The 17,414-nt window shown below is 54.9% G+C and carries 15 protein-coding genes; 1 reads left to right on the forward strand and 14 read right to left on the reverse strand.

Annotated features, from left to right (window positions below; all coding sequences use genetic code 11):
- Window positions 1-34: 34 nt before the first annotated feature.
- From ACIDEJ_RS09300 to ACIDEJ_RS09365, 14 genes are all read right to left on the reverse strand, one after another.
- Window positions 35-529, reverse strand: coding sequence for an MSHA biogenesis protein MshF (locus tag ACIDEJ_RS09300; RefSeq protein WP_411987793.1), 495 nt, complete (start codon window positions 527-529; stop codon window positions 35-37).
- On the reverse strand, window positions 529-1,749 hold the full coding sequence (locus tag ACIDEJ_RS09305) for a type II secretion system F family protein (protein WP_411987794.1): 1,221 nt from the start codon (window positions 1,747-1,749) through the stop codon (window positions 529-531). The genes ACIDEJ_RS09300 and ACIDEJ_RS09305 overlap by 1 nt, the downstream gene beginning before the upstream one ends.
- A complete protein-coding gene (locus ACIDEJ_RS09310) occupies window positions 1,749-3,491 on the reverse strand; it encodes a GspE/PulE family protein (RefSeq protein WP_411987795.1) in 1,743 nt (580 codons plus the stop codon). The genes ACIDEJ_RS09305 and ACIDEJ_RS09310 overlap by 1 nt, the downstream gene beginning before the upstream one ends.
- The gene (locus ACIDEJ_RS09315) at window positions 3,488-4,783 is read right to left on the reverse strand and encodes a tetratricopeptide repeat protein (protein ID WP_411987796.1); all 1,296 of its coding nucleotides are present in this window, start codon (window positions 4,781-4,783) and stop codon (window positions 3,488-3,490) included. The genes ACIDEJ_RS09310 and ACIDEJ_RS09315 overlap by 4 nt, the downstream gene beginning before the upstream one ends.
- Window positions 4,780-5,679, reverse strand: a complete 900-nt coding sequence (locus ACIDEJ_RS09320; protein WP_411987797.1) for an ExeA family protein — start codon at window positions 5,677-5,679, stop codon at window positions 4,780-4,782. The genes ACIDEJ_RS09315 and ACIDEJ_RS09320 overlap by 4 nt, the downstream gene beginning before the upstream one ends.
- Window positions 5,680-5,693: 14 nt before the next feature.
- Window positions 5,694-7,370, reverse strand: a complete 1,677-nt coding sequence (gene mshL / locus ACIDEJ_RS09325) for a pilus (MSHA type) biogenesis protein MshL (RefSeq protein ID WP_411987798.1) — start codon at window positions 7,368-7,370, stop codon at window positions 5,694-5,696.
- A 3-nt stretch (window positions 7,371-7,373) separates the two neighbouring features.
- Entirely contained in the window at window positions 7,374-7,706 is a 333-nt protein-coding gene (locus tag ACIDEJ_RS09330) for an MSHA biogenesis protein MshK (protein ID WP_411987799.1), read from the reverse strand.
- Window positions 7,690-8,346 (reverse strand): MSHA biogenesis protein MshJ, encoded by a 657-nt coding sequence (locus ACIDEJ_RS09335; RefSeq protein WP_411987800.1) that lies wholly within the window; start codon window positions 8,344-8,346, stop codon window positions 7,690-7,692. The genes ACIDEJ_RS09330 and ACIDEJ_RS09335 overlap by 17 nt, the downstream gene beginning before the upstream one ends.
- Window positions 8,343-8,945 (reverse strand): PilN domain-containing protein, encoded by a 603-nt coding sequence (locus ACIDEJ_RS09340; RefSeq protein ID WP_411987801.1) that lies wholly within the window; start codon window positions 8,943-8,945, stop codon window positions 8,343-8,345. The genes ACIDEJ_RS09335 and ACIDEJ_RS09340 overlap by 4 nt, the downstream gene beginning before the upstream one ends.
- On the reverse strand, window positions 8,942-9,817 hold the full coding sequence (locus ACIDEJ_RS09345) for an MSHA biogenesis protein MshI (RefSeq protein WP_411987802.1): 876 nt from the start codon (window positions 9,815-9,817) through the stop codon (window positions 8,942-8,944). Before ACIDEJ_RS09345 ends, ACIDEJ_RS09340 begins: the two co-directional genes overlap by 4 nt.
- Window positions 9,818-10,016: 199 nt before the next feature.
- Entirely contained in the window at window positions 10,017-11,906 is a 1,890-nt protein-coding gene (locus ACIDEJ_RS09350) for an EAL domain-containing protein (protein ID WP_411987803.1), read from the reverse strand.
- 173 nt (window positions 11,907-12,079) lie between these two features.
- Window positions 12,080-13,327, reverse strand: a complete 1,248-nt coding sequence (locus ACIDEJ_RS09355) for a malic enzyme-like NAD(P)-binding protein (protein ID WP_411987804.1) — start codon at window positions 13,325-13,327, stop codon at window positions 12,080-12,082.
- A gap of 534 nt (window positions 13,328-13,861) precedes the next feature.
- Window positions 13,862-14,074, reverse strand: a complete 213-nt coding sequence (gene rpmE / locus ACIDEJ_RS09360) for a 50S ribosomal protein L31 (RefSeq protein ID WP_411987805.1) — start codon at window positions 14,072-14,074, stop codon at window positions 13,862-13,864.
- Window positions 14,075-14,194: 120 nt separating this feature from the next.
- The gene (locus tag ACIDEJ_RS09365) at window positions 14,195-14,977 is read right to left on the reverse strand and encodes a type IV pilus assembly protein FimV (protein WP_411987806.1); all 783 of its coding nucleotides are present in this window, start codon (window positions 14,975-14,977) and stop codon (window positions 14,195-14,197) included.
- Window positions 14,978-15,126: 149 nt separating this feature from the next.
- On the opposite strand from ACIDEJ_RS09365, the gene priA reads away from it, so the two are divergent.
- A complete protein-coding gene (gene priA, locus ACIDEJ_RS09370) occupies window positions 15,127-17,322 on the forward strand; it encodes a primosomal protein N' (protein WP_411987807.1) in 2,196 nt (731 codons plus the stop codon).
- The last annotated feature ends 92 nt before the right edge of the window (window positions 17,323-17,414 follow it).

Genomic DNA, 17,414 nt, shown 5'->3' on the forward strand with positions numbered 1-17,414 from the left:
AAAATGGATTCTAGCAACTCCCCGATTAATTGCATCAATGTTGCACGTTCTCCGTCAAAAACATGACCCTACCACTACTTAGTTGATAACTAATATATTGTCCAGTGCGGTTATGGTATTCACATGTGGATGTATCCGCCTGATAACGCACACTTATCCCCAGTGATTGCAGTGGAACCCCCAATAATTGCTGCCAAAGTTGCTGGCAACCCGTAGCGCCATACGAGGCCGGTAATGGCCAGCCGCCCTGCGCCATTTTGAGTACATCCTGCTCGCTCCGAGCCTGAGACAACTGCCAGTCAGCACTGAGTGATGCAGGGGAACCCTGACTGAGCCACTGTGAGCGCACCATGGCCAAGACATTCAACAAACGGTTGTGCTCCACCTGTAGCGTATTGTCCGTTACCTGCTGCAACCCGTTAAAATAGCGCGCGCCGATAATGCCGAGTAACAACAGCAACAACACCAGGGCCACCAACTGCTGGTAAACCGACATCAATGCGGTATCTGCCCGCCGCTGTGGGGTCATTAGCCACCCCCTTTGACCACACTGAGCATGTCCCACATCGGCAGATAAATCCCCAATGCCAGCACCAGCACGATGGCCGCCACAAAGCCTATCAGCATGGGCTCCAGTTTGGCGGTCAGGTTTTTCAAGTCAAAGTCCACTTCGCTTTCATAAAAATCCGCGGCGTCATTCAGCAATTGATCTATCTGGCCGGTTTCCTCCCCCACCGCCACCATCTGTAATACCAGCGGCGTAAACAGATGACTGGCATTGGACACCCGCAGCATGGACTCACCCGCTTCAATCCCCTGGCGCATATCCACAATCTTGTCGTGCATGTAACTGTTATCCACCGCATCGGCAACCAGACTCAGGGCCTGGGTCATGGGAACGCCGGCACTCAGCATCATGGCAAAACTGCGGCAATAACGGGCCAGGGTGGAGCGTTCGATGATGGAGCCCACTGCCGGGATGCGCAGTTTCCATTGATCCCATTGTTTTTCGCCTTTTTCGGTACGATGCCAGTAACGGATGCCGAAAATCAGCAGCAATAATCCCAGTAGCATCGCTGGCCAGTAGTGCACGAAAAGATTGGAGGTGCCGATAAGAATTTGGGTGGGCAATGGTAATTCCGCATTAAAACGGGAAAACATTTCTGCAAATTTGGGGATCACCATGATATTGAGAATAACCACCGCCAATGCCACCGCCAGCAACACAAACGTGGGATAGCGCATGGCCGCTTTAATCCGCCGGCGGGTTTCCTGCTCCCGCTCGATATACAACGACAGCTGCATAAAGGCTTCTTCCAGCTTGCCGGTGTTTTCCCCTACGTGCACCATGGAAACGAACAGAGCATCAAACACGTCAGGGTGATGATTCATGGCCGACGACAAGGTGCGCCCGGCCGTGAGCTGTTCAGACACATCCTGCAGCGCTTCGCGCATCCGCTGTGAGTGCGTGGTTTCTGACAAGCCCACAATGGCGCGCAAAATGGGAATGCCACTTCGGGTAAGGGAATACATCTGGCGAGTGAATATTTGCAACTCATCCAGTCGCACCCGACTGCGCAACAAACTGGCCAAGTCCAGTTGTTGCCGCACTTTAACCTCCCGCAGCTCCAACGGAATAACGGCCCGTGACAACAACAGGTCAGCAGCGGCGCTTTCCGATGCCGCATCCAGTTTTCCGGTCACGGCCTCGCCGTTACCATTACGCCCCCGGTATTCATACAGTGCCATCAGCGCTCCTCATCCGTTAGCGGTAATGCCTCTGGCATGGATACATCCTCCACCAGTTTGGCCACCTCTTCTATGGTGGTTAAGCCCTGATGCAGATAAGTGAGCGCCGAGGTCAGCAGTGGCGTAAATAACGGGCTGGCTTTGGCTGCATCGGCAAATCCCTGGGGATTAGCGGTACGCATGGCCTCAATCATGGTGTCATCCAGCTCCAGCAACTCAAAGATACCAATCCGCCCCCGATAACCACTGCCGTTACAACGCTGACAGCCCGTTCCCACACGCAAGGTGGCGCCGGGAAAATCCTGCGGGCTCACGCTTTGAAGCCAGGCCTGCTCCTGTGGGGTAGGCTGGTAAGGCACGGCGCAGTTAGTGCACACTCGCCGCACCAGCCGCTGGGCGATAATCACCCGCAGGGCACTGGCCACCAGATAACCCGCGGCCCCCATATCCAGCAAACGCAAGGCGCTGGTAATGGCGTCGTTGGTATGCAAGGTTGATAACACCAAATGGCCGGTCAAGGCCCCTCTAAGACCGATTTCCACGGTTTCCTGGTCACGCATTTCCCCCACCATGATGATATCCGGGTCTTGGCGCAAAGCGGTGCGCAGCACGGTGGAAAAATCCAGCCCAATCTTGTGGTTCACCTGTACCTGGTTGATGCGTGGCAACTGGTACTCCACCGGGTCCTCAACTGTGATGATTTTGCTCTCGGCCTTGTTCAGCTCGCTGAGGATGCCATAAAGCGTGGTGGTCTTGCCGCTGCCGGTGGGGCCGGTGACCAGCAGCATGCCATGAGGCCGCTGGATTTGCCGCCGTACCCGAGCCAGCATGGCAGCGGGCATGCCGGTTTCATTCAGTGTCAGTAACCCGGCCGATTGATCCAGCAGTCGCATCACCACTGATTCACCAAACGAAATGGGCATGGTGGACATGCGCACATCAATCTGGTGGCCTTTGACATTCATGTGAAAACGGCCGTCCTGGGGCAGGCGTTTTTCCGAAATGTCCAATCCCGCCATCAGCTTTAAGCGCAACACCAGCGCCGAGGCGATATTCACCTCTTTCAGTACGGTTTCCTGCAACAGCCCGTCCACCCGTTGCCGGATACGCAACGACTTGTCGCCGGGCTCAATATGGATATCCGATGCCCGCACCTGCACGGCATCTTCAAAAATCGACTGTAACAACTTAACAACTGTGGTTTCGTTATCACTGTCATCCTGGGTCAGGCTGGCCAAATCAAACTGTTCTTCGGCAGCGTATTCCTCTTCCAGCTGCCCGGCAATTTGGGCGATATGACCGGTACGCCGATATAAATTCTCAAAGGCGTCAAACAGTTGCTGCTCTTTCACCACCACCAGCTCCAGCCGTCGTGGTGTCAGCAGGATTTCCAGTTCATCCAGGGCCTGCAGATCGGCCGGATCGCTCATGGCCAGCTGCACGCTGTCGCTACTGGCGCTAATCACCAACGCCCGAAAACGCCGTGCCTGGGATTCGGTAAGCAAATTCACCACTTCAGCGGGAATGGCCTGACGGCTGATGTCCACCAGCGGAATATTCAGCTGCTGGGATAGAAACTGCAGCAGCTGATCCTCGGTGATAAAGGCCATGTCAATCAGCGTACGCCCCAGTTTGCGACCGGTTTTTTTCTGTTCTGCCAGTGCATTTAACAACTGGTCTTCGGTGATAATCTGCTCTTGAACCAGCAGATCACCGAGGCGCATTTTCAGCTTTGGCTTCACTGATGGTCTCCTATTTGCAGCATGCGATTTTCAATATAAGCGCGGGCATCAAGCGAAAGATTGTCGCTTTGTAACGCCTGGCGATAGCTTGCCATGGCGGCGGAATAGTCCCCCGCCGCATCCTGGGCATGAGCCAGCCCCAGCCACCAGCGGCCATCGGCAGCCCCCTTATCCAGCAACTTGCGATAACTCTGCTGCACCAACGGCCAATCCTGTTGCTGCTGTCCCAGTTTGGCCAAGGTCAACCATTTATCCACTGCCAAAGGGGATCCATCGCCAATCTGCTGCAAACTGTTGATGGCCTGTTGTGACTGGCCTTGGGCCAGTTGTACCCGGCCTAACAACAGCCAATATTGGGTATGTGAGGGATAACGGTTCACCCCTTGTTGCAGCAGGGTTGCCGCCTCCTGCAGTTGTCCGGCGCCGTAATACAGCGCCGCCAGTTGTGTGCGGGCGTCATGCGTGGCAGGCGCGATTTCCAGTGCCCGTTTAAAAGCACTTTGGGCTTTGTCCATGTCGCCGCGTTGCTGGGAAGTCATTCCCGCCTGGTATTGTTTTTGTGCCAGTTGCGCTGGCGTAAGTGTCACCTCGGTGATTTGCAGCTGATTGCCCGTTGTCCGAGACGTTTTGGCAGAGGCCAAAGAGACAACCGGGACGACGGTCATCTTGCTGCCATTGGGCTTAACGGTGGATGACGTGTCCTGACGGTTTGCAGCGGCAGGTCCTGTCATCGCATCGGGCTTGACGCTAGCCGCCACCAAAGATGGGGCATCGGTATGGGGAGTGGCACTTTTATCGGTGGTCGGTTTGGTGATATCTGTGGCCGCATTGCTGGTATCGGTGACATCTGCGGTGGCCAGCGGCTGCATTTGGGTAACGCTGGGCTTGCTGACAGCAGCTATGGCCGTATCAACCGCCTTTGGCTTTAACGATGCCTCGGCCGAATTGCCATGCTGTTTGGATGTCTGGGGACTATCCTGCTCCTGACGAGGAGCTTGGGATGCCATTGAGGATGGGGATGGGAACGGCGCTGCTGACGGCTCATCCAGCGACGCTGTGGCAGGTAATGGTTGGTCAGTATGCACCGGGTCTGCATCCCCCCCATCAGGGGCTAGCATCGACCAGGCAACAAACGCCCCGGCCACCAATACAACCCCCAGTAACAATCCGGTCATCAGCGGTTTCAAGGAAGTCTTGTGACTGACATCTGTAACGCCCTGGGGCACCCCGGCCAACGTGTGGGGTTGCTGGCGTTTATCCAGATCTTTTAGCATCTGATTGACCACACTCACCATGCCACTCCTTTTAATACACCGGCTGCAACCAACAGCACCAGCAATAACGAGCCTGTCCACAACCATCGATGGGTGGCAACGGGAGTGGCATCTTCGGTATCGGCCACGGCTGCCCGCAACTGGGACAGAGTGACACTGGCCATGCCCGCACCGTAACTCAGCAATAACGCTTTATGGGCCAACACGTTAATCAGCCTGGGGATCCCCCTGGAAGCCTTGGCTAACAACTTCACCGCCGCATCATTAAAGATGGGAGCACCCTGATATCCGCAAACTGCCAAACGATGCCGTATGTAAGCGCCCACCTCGGTGTCATGTAATGGCCGCAGCTGATAACTGAAGGTAATGCGTTGTCGCAACTGGCGAAAATTGCTTTGCGACAGGCGCTGATCCAGCTCCGGCTGGCCAAACAGCACCACCTGCACCAACTTGCGCTGCTCGGTTTCCAGATTGGTGAATAAACGCAACGCTTCCAGCGTGTCATCCGGCAGCGCTTGGGCCTCGTCCAATAACAACACTATCTTTTTATGCTGGGCACAGAGTTCCAGCAAACGTTGCTGGATTAATCCACTCAAGTGCTGCTGATCCCGCACACTCTCCAGCGATACCCCAAGCTCCTGGGCCACCGCCGCCCGCAACTCCGCCGGCGTCAGATAAGGGTCCGGCAACCAGGCACACACAAATTCCGCTGACAATTCATTCAGCAATTTCCGGCACAATAAGGTTTTGCCAGTGCCCACTTCGCCAGTGACCTTAATAAAGCCTTCACCGGTTTGCAAAGCCACTTGCAACACCTGCAATGCTTCCACATGCGGTGGCAAGCCGAAAAAGAATTCGGTATTGGGCGTCAGCGAAAACGGTAAGCTGCGCATACCAAAATGCTGCAGATACATGGCACCTCTGTTCTCTAATTACCCTGGGGATACCAGCGATCCAGTAATGACTGGGAGCGCTGCAACTCTTGCTGCCAGGTGCGGCTACCTTGCACCACCGTGGGTTTTAACAAAATCACCAGCTCAGTTTTCTGCACGGCTTTCGTCTTGTTGGTGAAAAGCTGCCCCATGAGTGGAATGTCTCCCAGCAAGGGCACTTTCGACACCTGCTCTGAGGTATCACTTTTCATCAGCCCGCCAATCACCACCACATCGCCGGATTTGGCCCGGATCACCGTATCGGATTCACGGATTTCACTTTTGGCCAATGGCAGCTCCATGGTTGAGCCCGCCACCTGGATGTTTTTCTGTTGGTCTTTCACTTCGGTCACCGACGGATGGACATGCAGCAATACGTTACCGCTGTCATCAATTTGTGGGGTTACATCCAGCGCGATACCGGAGAAAAACGGTGTCAGCTCAACCTCCGGAGTAATCACCGATGTTGCCGAGCTGGCCACTGTGGTGGCAGAGACATCCGTGACGTAATACTCGTCCGTGCCCACTTTAATCACCGCTTTTTGGTTGTTGGAGGCGGTAACCCGCGGACTTGACAGCACGTCCACATCGCCTTGGGTGTCAAGCAAGGTGATAAGCGAGGCAAAATCCGCACCGGTAAGCGACAGGGAGGTAACGCCCCCGATAGACTGGCTGATGCTGTCGCCAAACTGCCCGGCACTGGTATTAAAGTTCACCTGTGTGTTGCCGCGCGCCAAGGCGCTTCCCAGTACATTTTGCCACTGAATGCCCTGCTGATAGCCGTCAGACAGGCGCACTTCGAGAATTTTGGCTTCCAGAATGACCTGGCGTTGCAAATGATCTTCCGACTGTTTCAAAAAACGGTGCAGTTGGCGCAGCTCATCGGGATAGGCCCGCACGGTAACCAGTCCGGCCTGGGGGCTGACCACCACACTGCGGCCATCGCCATTGTGCCCGATAATGGCTTCCAGGGTTTGCTGCAGCTTGCCCCAAAAATCCGTTTGGGTTTTCGAGCTGATAAAAGTGCCGTTAGTGGTGTTGTTCTGGTTATTGTTGTAACTGTTGTTGGTGCCATTACTGTTGTTGCTGGCGTTGCCCAACACATTGTTATTACCGCTGTTACTGCTGTTGTTACTGTTATCGCTTATCCGGCCGGAGCTCACCGAGGTAAGCGACAGCCCTACCCGCTCCATATCCAGATAATTCACCGGGAAGGTTTCGCTGCGCATGCCAGCGGGAAACACCTGCAACACCTTGCCATCACGGGTGATTTCATAGCCGTAAATGTCCTGCACCACGTTTAGCACTTCACTGAGTGTCACGCCTTTCAGCGACAGGGAAATACTGCCGGCCACATTGGGGTGTACCGCCACGCTCAAGGGGGTGCCATCCACCAGACTGGCAAAAAACACCTTGGCATCCACATCATGGGCCGCCACATTAAAGCGCCGCTCTGCCGCCACTGGCGCCACCAAACCACTAAGCAAGTTGCTGCCCGTAAGCTCCTGCTGCAACTGGCGGGGCAAAGGTGCTGCCGGCGGCACACTTTTACTGGTATCAGATTGCAGGGAGTCACGCAAAGCGTCACGAGAATTCTCCGGCTCAGGACGGGTGGTCTGACAGGCTGCCAATGTCATGGCCAGTAAGGGCGCAATCAATATCAATCTGCTCATGGATTATCTCTTCTGTTTGGACTCGGTTATGGTCTGGAACAGGCGTAACCTGCGGCCATCTGCCAACATTACGTCATTGGCGTTAATCCGGCGAATCACAGTGTCCTGCAACCGATCTCCGGGGCGGTATAACTGATTGTTAATAATGGCCCGAGCACCTGATGCGCCCTGGATGATGCTGTTGAGTACCAAAGGCGTGCCAGCATGATGCTCACCATCAGCAGCAGATGCGGCGCCCAAGGGGGGCCGGGTCGGGTCACGCAAACTGGCGGCTGGTGCCGATGCCGACCACAGCAATAACCAGGCTATCAGTATCACGTTAATAGGATGCCACACGGATAAAGTCCTTATTGATGCTGACGGTGTATAAAGCCAGCTCCACACTGGCCATGGGAAATTGCTGCACTTGATAATCCAGTTGCTGCCAGTACAGTTTTTCCGGCATGTTTTCGACGGCGCGCACAAACTTCAATACGGAAAAGTAATCGCCGCGAAAGGTCAGGCTAATGCCATGGCTGTACAGATTCATCCGGGCTTGCTCATTTTCTCCCACCACCAATAAAGGGGTAGGTGCAATGGAGTGAAATTGCTGCAAGGTCACGCCCGGGCTTTGAGAAAGCAGTTTGCTGAGCAATGTGGGCATGCGCTCTGCCGGGATCAAATCCACCGTTTCACTGTTAAGACGTTGATCCAGTACGGTGATCTGCTGCTGTAACTGATCAACCCGTTGCTGCAACGGCTGATTGGGATCCTGTGCCAATTTTTGCTGCAGCAATGCTATCTGCGCCTGATTGCCCAACCGCATTTTTTCGGTTAACTGCCATTGCTGGTGTTGCTGTTGATACTGCTGCCAGCGGGCCTCCAGCGGCAAATACAACACCACCAGCACCAGTAGCCAGCAAACCATGGCCACCATGACCCGCTCCCGCCGTGACAGCGCTGAAAATTTTGCTGGCAATTCACCTAGGATGCTCATGGTTTAACGTCCTTTGCGGTCTCGGTGGTCAACGTAAATGCCAACGGCTGCTGCGTACCACGGTTCATCATCATGGACGCAAATGCCTTGCCCCGGAAACTGTCCGTATGGCTTAAGCGTTCCACCCAATGGGGCACATGTGCCGCTTGTTGGGCATACCCTTCAAATAGCAACTGCTGTGGCTCAAGACGCACATGGGATAACCAGACGTTACCATCGGCCACAGTTGCCAAATCCTGCAGCATTTGGGAAAAGCCGCTGGACTTGAATTGATCCCGTTTGCCCAATTCCGTCAGCAGCAGGGTTTTCAGCTGCTGCTCCTGGGTTAACTGGCTGAGTTTTTGTTGCAGGGCCGCATCCGGCTGATGCTGTTGCAGTGCCTGCTGCAAACTGCCCAGCTGCTGCTCCAGTGCCTGATTTTGCGCTATGGCTGCCTGCAATTGATCATCGAGTTGCTGCGACTGCCAGTGCTCCAGCCCCATCAGTGCCAAGCCCAGCAGCAATAATGCGCCAGCCACGGCCGACATTCTGGCAAAGCTCAGCCGCTGCCGAACGGGCAACAATGCAACGCTGTACAGGTTAACCCGGGTTTTACTCATAATCTGCCCCGCTGTAACTCCATCAATGCCAGTTGCGCCATTTTTGCGCCAACCTGCTCACAATCCACCCCGTGTACCGGCTGATTAAAGTTTGCGGCAATGGCCGTTACCAGCGCCGCCTGTGGCCCCTGTACCAGCAACTCAATAGACGCTACCGGCGGTTGCCGTAACTGGCTCTCAAAGAAATCCATGGAGCGTTGCACCTCAAGACTGAGGTTATCGGCCACACCCAAGCCCAGGCTGTCGGCATTGAGACTGTCCAACTCCTGAAACCCCCTGAGCCGCCGGTGCATGCAGAGTTCGCCGCCACGCACCACAGTGAGCAGCACATCTTCAGAAGGCACATGACTGATGACCAGGCGGGCGTGGGGATCATTGTCCAGCAGATGGGTAGGCATCATCTCTTCCACCGAGATCCCGGCAAAGCGCATGCCTGATGCATCGGCACCTTGCACCAAGGCACCCAGTTGGGTTTTATCGGTAATCACCACCTGCAGTTTGCGCTGGCTTACAAGGGGGGATTCAAAATAATCCAGATGAATGTTCTGCGGCGCAATGGCCACCATGTCTTTTACTGCCCAGAGCAGGGCCTGAGCAATTTCATCATCGGCAACCGAGGGCTTGTCGGCAGTAATCAATTGGTAAAATGCCGGGCTCAATACCAATTCCATCTGGGATGGGCCGAAATCGGCAGCAATGTCACCAAACAGGACAGACCAGTCACACGAGTGGGGATAACATGCACTTTGAGCCTGAGCATCCGCTTGGGCACGGTACACCCAGGCTTGGTCCGCACCCAGAAAAACCCCTGTAGGCACGGCTGTCCGTGAGGATTTGAAAAACGGCATGGTCATTTTTGGTGTTCTCGCCATATTAAGCATCACTTCCACGTCCTGTAAGATTACTTGGCCGGCCTGAAGAAATGGTGGCACCTGCTAGCGCATGAGATTTTAGTCTAACGACGTTACTAAGCCATCGTTTTTACAGTCATTCTACATATTAATCATTTTATTTTAAGGTATATTTGTTCACTCATGGCAATAACGCAAGTTTTGTAAGAATAAGTATTCCCTACATTAATTCCGGCTCAGCAAACCAGGTCCCCTGGGCCGCACTCACGCCAAGCACCCGCAGCGTTTGCCACTCCTCGAAAAGTTCCACGCCTTCCGCCATGACTTCAATCTCGGTTTTGTGTAAGCCGCCCATCAAACTGCGAATGAACAATTGATTCTCCGGCCTGAGATGGATCTGTTTCACCAGTGAGCGGTGCAGCTTCACCAAGGAAAAACCGCTCTCGATGATATATTGGCTGCTCACCACTTGAGACCCGACCTGATCCACACACACCCGGGCACCCATTTTTCGCAACAACCGCAATTTGGGCTGTAACAATGTGGCACAGCGGCTGGCAAGTGCCTCATCCACCTCAAAAATGAGTCGGGGAGCCATATCGCGATGTTCCAATAACAGGGTACGCACCCAGCGCATGAAACCGTTGTTCATCAGGGTGTCTTCTGACAGGTTGATGCTGAATACCGCTTCGGGCTCGGCCTTGGGCAATAACTGCTGAATAACCCGCTCAAGGGTTTGTCTTTCGATTTGGGGCATCAGGCCGCATTTGGTTGCCATGGGCAAAAACAGTGTGGCGCGCACCAATGCGCCATTGCCATCTTTGGCCCGGGTAAAGACTTCCCGGTGGTGCAAATTGCCGTCCGTATCCAGCACCGGCTGCACAAACGTGACAAAACGCCGCTGGGCCAGCGCCACTTCCAAAAAGCTGCGCCACCGCACGGAGCCACGGGCAAATTCGGCATCCACGGCACCTTTATCGTACATGAACCAGGTGTTGTTACCTTGGATTTGCGCCACCTTGAGTGCCATTTCCGCTTCTTCCAGCAACTGCTGCTGGTTGTCCCCCAGTTTGAAATAGGCGCCCCCCAGATGGCAGCTATTGCGTGGATTTTCCAGCTCCGGCGGAATTAGGGTGACGCACAATTTCATCAGTTTGGCCGCTAACTGCTCGGCTTCTGCCAGGCTTATCTGTGTGACCACAATGGCCAATTGGTGATGGCTGCGCCGGGCAAACACGCTGTTGGCCTGGCTCTGCAATAAGCGGTTAATGTGCGCAATGTTCAAATGCAGGTATTCCCGCACCTGCGCCTCGCCGCCAAGCTGCTCTAGGGCTTCAAATTCCAGTAGCAGCAGCACGCCATGGGCCATCATGCCCTGGGCGTTACTCAAGGCGTCCAGGCGATTGTCCAGAAACAGGCGGTTACCGATGCGGGTCTCATGATCCAAAAAAGTATTGCTGCGGATGAATTTGTCAAAACGTGCCCGCTCTTTACGGGCATCGAGCAGCGCATCCAGTAACTGGTTCAGCGTGCCGTGAATGAAGTGGGGAGATTCGGTACTGTGCAACTGCCGGGCCTGGGCATATTTGCCCTGTTTTACCAGCCGGCACCGCTCCGTAAGCCGCTGCATCTCCTGCAACAGGGTCACGTGCCAGCGATATCCGGGCAACAACATCACTGCCAGCAAAATCAGGATGATAAGCAAGAGACCATCCCCGAAAGAGGGAAAATAGCCATGCCACCAGCCAGGCAACAAAAATTCCGCTTGCAGCTGCTGCCCCGACCCTAAAGGCAAACGCAGACTACGCAGGCCGGTGTCGTCTTGCGCATTGCCAAAGCGCTGCCACAATTGCTGGCCGCGCCATAGGCGCACTTCTTTAACGTCGGACAGCGCCAGCAGCGGTAACAACCAGTGTTCGGCCCCTGCGAGTTCTCCCGCCTGATAATGCTGCTGCAACTGTTGCTGCAATACCGTTATCTGCTGCTGTTGCACCCGTGCTTGGTGCCAGTGACTTGCCAAGGCAGACAACAAGGCAAGCACGGCCAATAGCAGCAATAACCAGCGCCAGAAGCGAATGAATCGGGTAGTCAGTACACGGGTGAAATCCATACTCTGGCGTTCCTGCCGTTAATCATTGAATGATCAGTCACGCAATCGTATTGCCACGACTCCAGTTGACTGATTATTAAGCGGTATTAATGAAATGGCAACTACATAACACAGAAGCTTTGGTGACAGTGTCATGAGGCGGCCACAGTGATGACTGCAGCCGCCTGGGAAATTTAGGCAAGATAATCAGGCGGCAGTTCGGTCAGGCGGGCGCTGCCAGAGGCAATGGCGGCTTCAGCCACGGCGCGGGCAACACGGGACAACAAGCGCGGGTCCATGGGTTTTGGCAATACATAATCCGGGCCAAACGACAACGAACCCACATCCGGGTAAGCCGCCAACACCTCTTGAGGCACGGCTTCCCGCGCCAGTGCGGCAATGGCATGCACGGCAGCCAGTTTCATTTCGTCATTAATCCGCCGAGCCCTCACATCCAGCGCGCCCCGGAAAATAAACGGAAAACACAACACGTTGTTCACCTGATTCGGGTAATCGCTACGGCCAGTGCCCATAATCAGGTCTTTGCGTACACCATGAGCCAATTCCGGGGCGATCTCCGGATCCGGATTGGAGCAGGCAAACACAATCGGCCGCTCCGCCATCAAGGCGATATCGTCAGCCCCCAGCACATTGGCGCCGGAAACGCCGAGAAACACATCGGCGCCGTTAATCACATCCCGCAAGGTTCTTTTGTCCGTATTGTTGGCAAACAGGGACTTGTACTCATTGAGATCCGTACGGCGGGTATGGATCACCCCTTTGCGATCCAGCATGTAGATGTTTTCCCGCAGGGCGCCGCATTTCACCAGTAACGACATACAGGCAATGGCTGCAGCGCCCGCGCCCATACACACAAATACGGCTTGGGAGATTTTTTTCCCCTGAATTTCTAACGCATTGAGCATGCCCGCTGCGGTGACAATGGCGGTGCCATGCTGATCGTCATGAAACACCGGAATATCGCAGCGCTTGATGAGGGTTTGCTCAATTTCAAAACATTCAGGGGCCTTGATATCCTCCAGATTAATGCCGCCAAAGGTGTCGGCAATGGCAGCCACCGTGTTGATAAAATCTTCATTGGTGCGATGTTTCACTTCAATGTCGATGGCATCAATGTCTGCAAAACGTTTGAATAACAGCGCCTTGCCTTCCATCACGGGTTTTGATGCCAAAGGCCCCAGATTACCCAGCCCCAAAATTGCGGTGCCGTTGGTTATCACCGCTACGGTATTGCCCTTGTTGGTGTAACGATAAGCATCAGCCGCATTGGCGGCAATCTGGCGTACCGGCTCTGCCACCCCGGGGCTATAGGCCAAGGCCAAATCCATGCTGGTAGAGGCGGGTTTGGTGAGCGCCACCGCCGTTTTGCCTGGAACCGGATACTGATGATAATCGAGTGCTTTTTGACGTAAGTCGCTCATGCTGGGTCCTGTAGTAGGGCTAATTATTCTAATGATAAAAGGGAGTGGAACCGGGGCAGGACACGCATCCTGAACCCATGAAAAAGGAGGCTGTAAAGATACTGTAAAGTGCTGTTCAATTAAACAGCTGCTGCTGATTTTGCCCACAAAAATCATAAAGTATGTGATGCGTCACAGCCGCCGAAAAACGCCCTGAAAAGCGCCAAAAAAATCACCTACAAAAATGTACTAAAAGCACAGGTTTACTCCATAGAAATTCTTATGAAAGCAAAATAACCGCCACGGATTTAATTTAATTACTTTTCCATGAATCTGGCCAACAACTGCGCTAAAGCGGTTTACCACCCCTTTCTCCATCATAAACCCTAGCCTATCCGGCCACAGATGGCAGATTATTTAACTGTTACTAATGCACTTGTTCACTTTCATCCCGGCATTTCAGTACCTGCCAGACACAAAAAGGGCTGTAAGTTTGCACTTACAGCCCTCTGAAAACAGCCTGTCAGATTAACTGACAAATGCCACGTTGCCGTATTATTTCTTGCCCAATACGCCAAAACGTTTGTTGAATTTTTCGATACGACCACCGGTGTCAACAACTTTCTGAGTACCGGTGTAGAATGGGTGGCAAGCACCGCATACGTCCAAGTGCAGGTTTTTACCTACAGTGGAATGAACTTTGATCACGTTACCACAAGTACAGGTAGCAGTGATTTCTGCGTATTCAGGATGGATACCTGGTTTCATCTGGGATTACCTCAATAAAGGCCATGTCGCTCTTCCAACCCGAAGTCGGACACCACATGCGGTTATACATAGTTTCAGGGCGCAGAATAGTACAGTAACTGAGCCGTTATGACAATAGCCCTACTGTAAAGCCTCGAATTTTTCCCGGGCAACTTTTTTGTCTGCATACCGCTGCCATTGCGCCGGTTGCGGGCACTGCAGGGATGCATCACGGCGTAACTGCCCCGGTTTGTTTTTCACGAAGGCCTGCGGATTGGCCTCCATAATCGCCAACGCCGCTGCATACACGTGGGTATGCCATGTTTTACCGTAACGGGATGCCAGCCGCCACAAGGTTTCCCGGCCGTGATAATCCAGCAGGCAATCAGCGCTTGACTGGACGTCAGGGGCAACCACCGCTGACATTGGGGCGGCCGGCGCTGAAGGCGTCTCGTTCAGCGGCGCATCAGGCACGTGAGCCTGCAACTGTCCAGACCCGTTGCGATACATGGAAAAACGCGCAGGATCCGGCGGGTCAGCCACAGGCACCGACGGGTCGAACAACGGCAATTGCCCGATTTCCTGCCAGTTATCCACCCGATATTGCTGCACCAGCAAAACGGCGTTGGGATCGGTCACCTCCTCAATGCCCATCAGCAACAACAGGTAAGGGTTAACCGGCTGCACCATCAGTTTTTCCTCACCGCTTTGCTGGCGCAGCAAAAACTGCAGCCGCTGTAAATCCGTGGGAGCCGAGACAATATTCACTTTAATCAGCGGTAACTTGCCCAAATCGAATAACCGTTGATTAAGGCTTACATGGGTCACCTCCGCCTGCAGGGGAAAATGCAGCAACAAACCGCACAACAGCGTCATTAATCCTTTACCCGCAAAGGTGTTACCCTGTGCCCAATGCCAACTCATATCCTGTTCTCCTGTCAGTGATTGAGAATGTGCCTGTGTAACTTGGCCGGATTACCCCTCAGTCTAGAATATCGCGCCCGGGACTGGCTCTGCCGCTTTGCGCTGAGTACACTGGCAGCATCTCCCACAAGCCGTCATTCCATGCCATCATGCCGCAGTTTGCTGAAATCGCTCTCCCTGTCCCCATGCGGCAGAACTTTACCTATAAGATTCCGGCCTCACTGGGCCAGCCACTGGTGGCGGGCATGCGAGTCAAGGTGCCCTTCGGGCGACAGCAACTCATCGGCTTGGTGGTGGCCACCAGCGAGCATTGCACACTGGCCCCCACCCAACTGAAATCCATCAGTGCGGTGCTGGATAATGCACCGCTATTGCCTGAACCACTGTATAAACTCACGTTGTGGGCAGCAAGGTATTATTTGTGCAGTCAGGGACAAATGCTCACCCAGGCATTGCCGGTGGCGCTGCGAAAAGGTGCCAGCGCCGCACCCGAGTCCATCCAGTATTATCAATTAACCGACAAGGGCGCGGCGGCCACCCTTGACAGCCTCAAGCGGGCACCAGCGCAACAAAAAGTCCTCCGACAACTGCAACATGGCGAACTCTCCACCGAAGAAGCCCAGGCCCTTGAACTGAGTAAAACCGCACTCAAGGCATTAATCGCCAAGGAGTGGATTGAACTCAAGCAACGGCCACTGCAAGCCGACTGTCGCTGGCGGCAACACTTGACCTTGGCAGAGCAGCCCCTCAAGCTCAACAAACAGCAAGCGGTGGCAGTGGCCGCCCTCACCGCCCAGCAGGGTTTTACCTGTACCTTGCTGGAAGGCGTCACCGGCTCCGGCAAAACCGAGGTGTACCTGGCACTGCTGGAGAGCGTGCTGCAACAGGGGAAACAGGCATTGATACTGGTGCCAGAAATCGGCCTGACGCCACAAACCATCAACCGCTTCAAACACCGTTTCAATGTCACCATTGCGGTGATCCATTCCGGCCTCACCGACAAACAGCGCCTGGATGCCTGGCGTTTGGCGCGCAGCGGGGAAGCCGCCATCATTATCGGTACCCGCTCGGCCCTGTTTACCCCCATGGCCTGGCCGGGGGTGATCATTCTTGATGAAGAGCACGATGCCAGCTTCAAACAGCAAGAAGGCGTCGGCTACCATGCCCGGGATCTGGCGGTGATGCGCGGACATCTGGAAAACATTCCCGTGCTGCTTGGCAGCGCTACCCCATCCCTTGAAAGCCTCCATAATGCCCTCAGTGGCCGTTATGCCCATTTGCAGTTGGGCGAGCGTGCCGGCGGGGCGCTCAAGGTGCGCCAGGGCATTATTGACATTCGCAATCTGCCACTGCGTGCCGGCGTGTCCCAGCCATTGCTCAATGAGATGCGCCTGCACCTGCAGGCGGGAAACCAGGTGCTGCTGTTTCTCAACCGCCGCGGGTTTGCGCCAGCGCTGTTGTGCCATGAATGCGGCTACCTGCATGAATGCGACCGCTGCGATGCCTTTTTCACCGTGCATCAGTCGCTGGGGGAAATTCGTTGCCATCATTGTGGCAACCAGTATCCCATCCCCTTGCAATGCCATCACTGTGGCAGCACCCTGCTACAGGGGCAAGGCGTGGGCACCGAGCAACTACAGGCCATGCTCAGTGAAGTGTTTCCCGACTACCCCATCGTGCGCATCGACCGGGATACCACCAGCCGCAAAGGCTCGCTGGAGCAGCAACTGGCCGCCATTCACCGCGGCGAATACAAGATTCTGGTCGGCACGCAGATGCTGGCCAAAGGGCATCATTTCCCGGACGTGACACTGGTGGGCCTGCTGGATGTGGACGGTGCGCTTTTTAGCGCCGACTTTCGGGCGCCGGAGCGCTTTGGGCAACTCTATACCCAGGTGGCCGGCCGCGCCGGACGCGCCAGCAAACCCGGCACCGTGTTGCTGCAAACCCATCAGAGCGACAACCCGCTGCTGCAGGATCTGCTCCATCGCGGCTATGGCGAATTCGCCCGCAGCCAGCTGATTGAACGTCAGCAAGCACTGCTACCGCCGGTATGGCATATGATGTTGGTCAGGGCAGAAGCCCATCAGGCCGCCGATGCCGACGGTTTTCTCGCCGCCTTTGCCGCCCTGCTGCCCCAGGATGACACCTTTGAAGTGATAGGCCCCTTGCCGGCGCCGCTGGATCGCAAGGCCGGGAAATTCCGCCGGCAACTGCTGGTGCAGTCAGCCGGGCGCCGCCGGTTACAGCAGGTGTTTGAGCAGATACTGCCCCAGGTGGAATCCTTACCCAGCGCTAAACGTTGCCGCTGGAGCCTGGACAGGGATCCACAGGATCTGCTGTAAGCCGCCGGGCGCAGTAAAAAAACGCGCCATAAAAATCGCCAGTGCCGTAGCAATTACGCCGCCATAACGGCTAAAATGTGCGGTTATTCGTC

The organism is Shewanella mytili (assembly GCF_046765975.1).
GTDB lineage: Bacteria > Pseudomonadota > Gammaproteobacteria > Enterobacterales > Shewanellaceae > Shewanella > Shewanella mytili.

Excerpts from the sequence above, each read along its gene's own strand:
- ACIDEJ_RS09300 (WP_411987793.1), bottom strand. The coding sequence starts at position 529 with ATGACCCCACAGCGGCGGGCAGATACCGCATTGATGTCGGTTTACCAG.
- ACIDEJ_RS09305 (WP_411987794.1), bottom strand. The coding sequence starts at position 1,749 with ATGGCACTGTATGAATACCGGGGGCGTAATGGTAACGGCGAGGCCGTG.
- ACIDEJ_RS09320 (WP_411987797.1), bottom strand. The coding sequence starts at position 5,679 with ATGTATCTGCAGCATTTTGGTATGCGCAGCTTACCGTTTTCGCTGACG.
- mshL (WP_411987798.1), bottom strand. The coding sequence starts at position 7,370 with ATGAGCAGATTGATATTGATTGCGCCCTTACTGGCCATGACATTGGCA.
- ACIDEJ_RS09335 (WP_411987800.1), bottom strand. The coding sequence starts at position 8,346 with ATGAGCATCCTAGGTGAATTGCCAGCAAAATTTTCAGCGCTGTCACGG.
- ACIDEJ_RS09340 (WP_411987801.1), bottom strand. The coding sequence starts at position 8,945 with ATGAGTAAAACCCGGGTTAACCTGTACAGCGTTGCATTGTTGCCCGTT.
- ACIDEJ_RS09345 (WP_411987802.1), bottom strand. The coding sequence starts at position 9,817 with ATGGCGAGAACACCAAAAATGACCATGCCGTTTTTCAAATCCTCACGG.
- ACIDEJ_RS09350 (WP_411987803.1), bottom strand. The coding sequence starts at position 11,906 with ATGGATTTCACCCGTGTACTGACTACCCGATTCATTCGCTTCTGGCGC.
- ACIDEJ_RS09355 (WP_411987804.1), bottom strand. The coding sequence starts at position 13,327 with ATGAGCGACTTACGTCAAAAAGCACTCGATTATCATCAGTATCCGGTT.
- rpmE (WP_411987805.1), bottom strand. The coding sequence starts at position 14,074 with ATGAAACCAGGTATCCATCCTGAATACGCAGAAATCACTGCTACCTGT.
- ACIDEJ_RS09365 (WP_411987806.1), bottom strand. The coding sequence starts at position 14,977 with ATGAGTTGGCATTGGGCACAGGGTAACACCTTTGCGGGTAAAGGATTA.
- priA (WP_411987807.1), top strand. The coding sequence starts at position 15,127 with ATGCCGCAGTTTGCTGAAATCGCTCTCCCTGTCCCCATGCGGCAGAAC.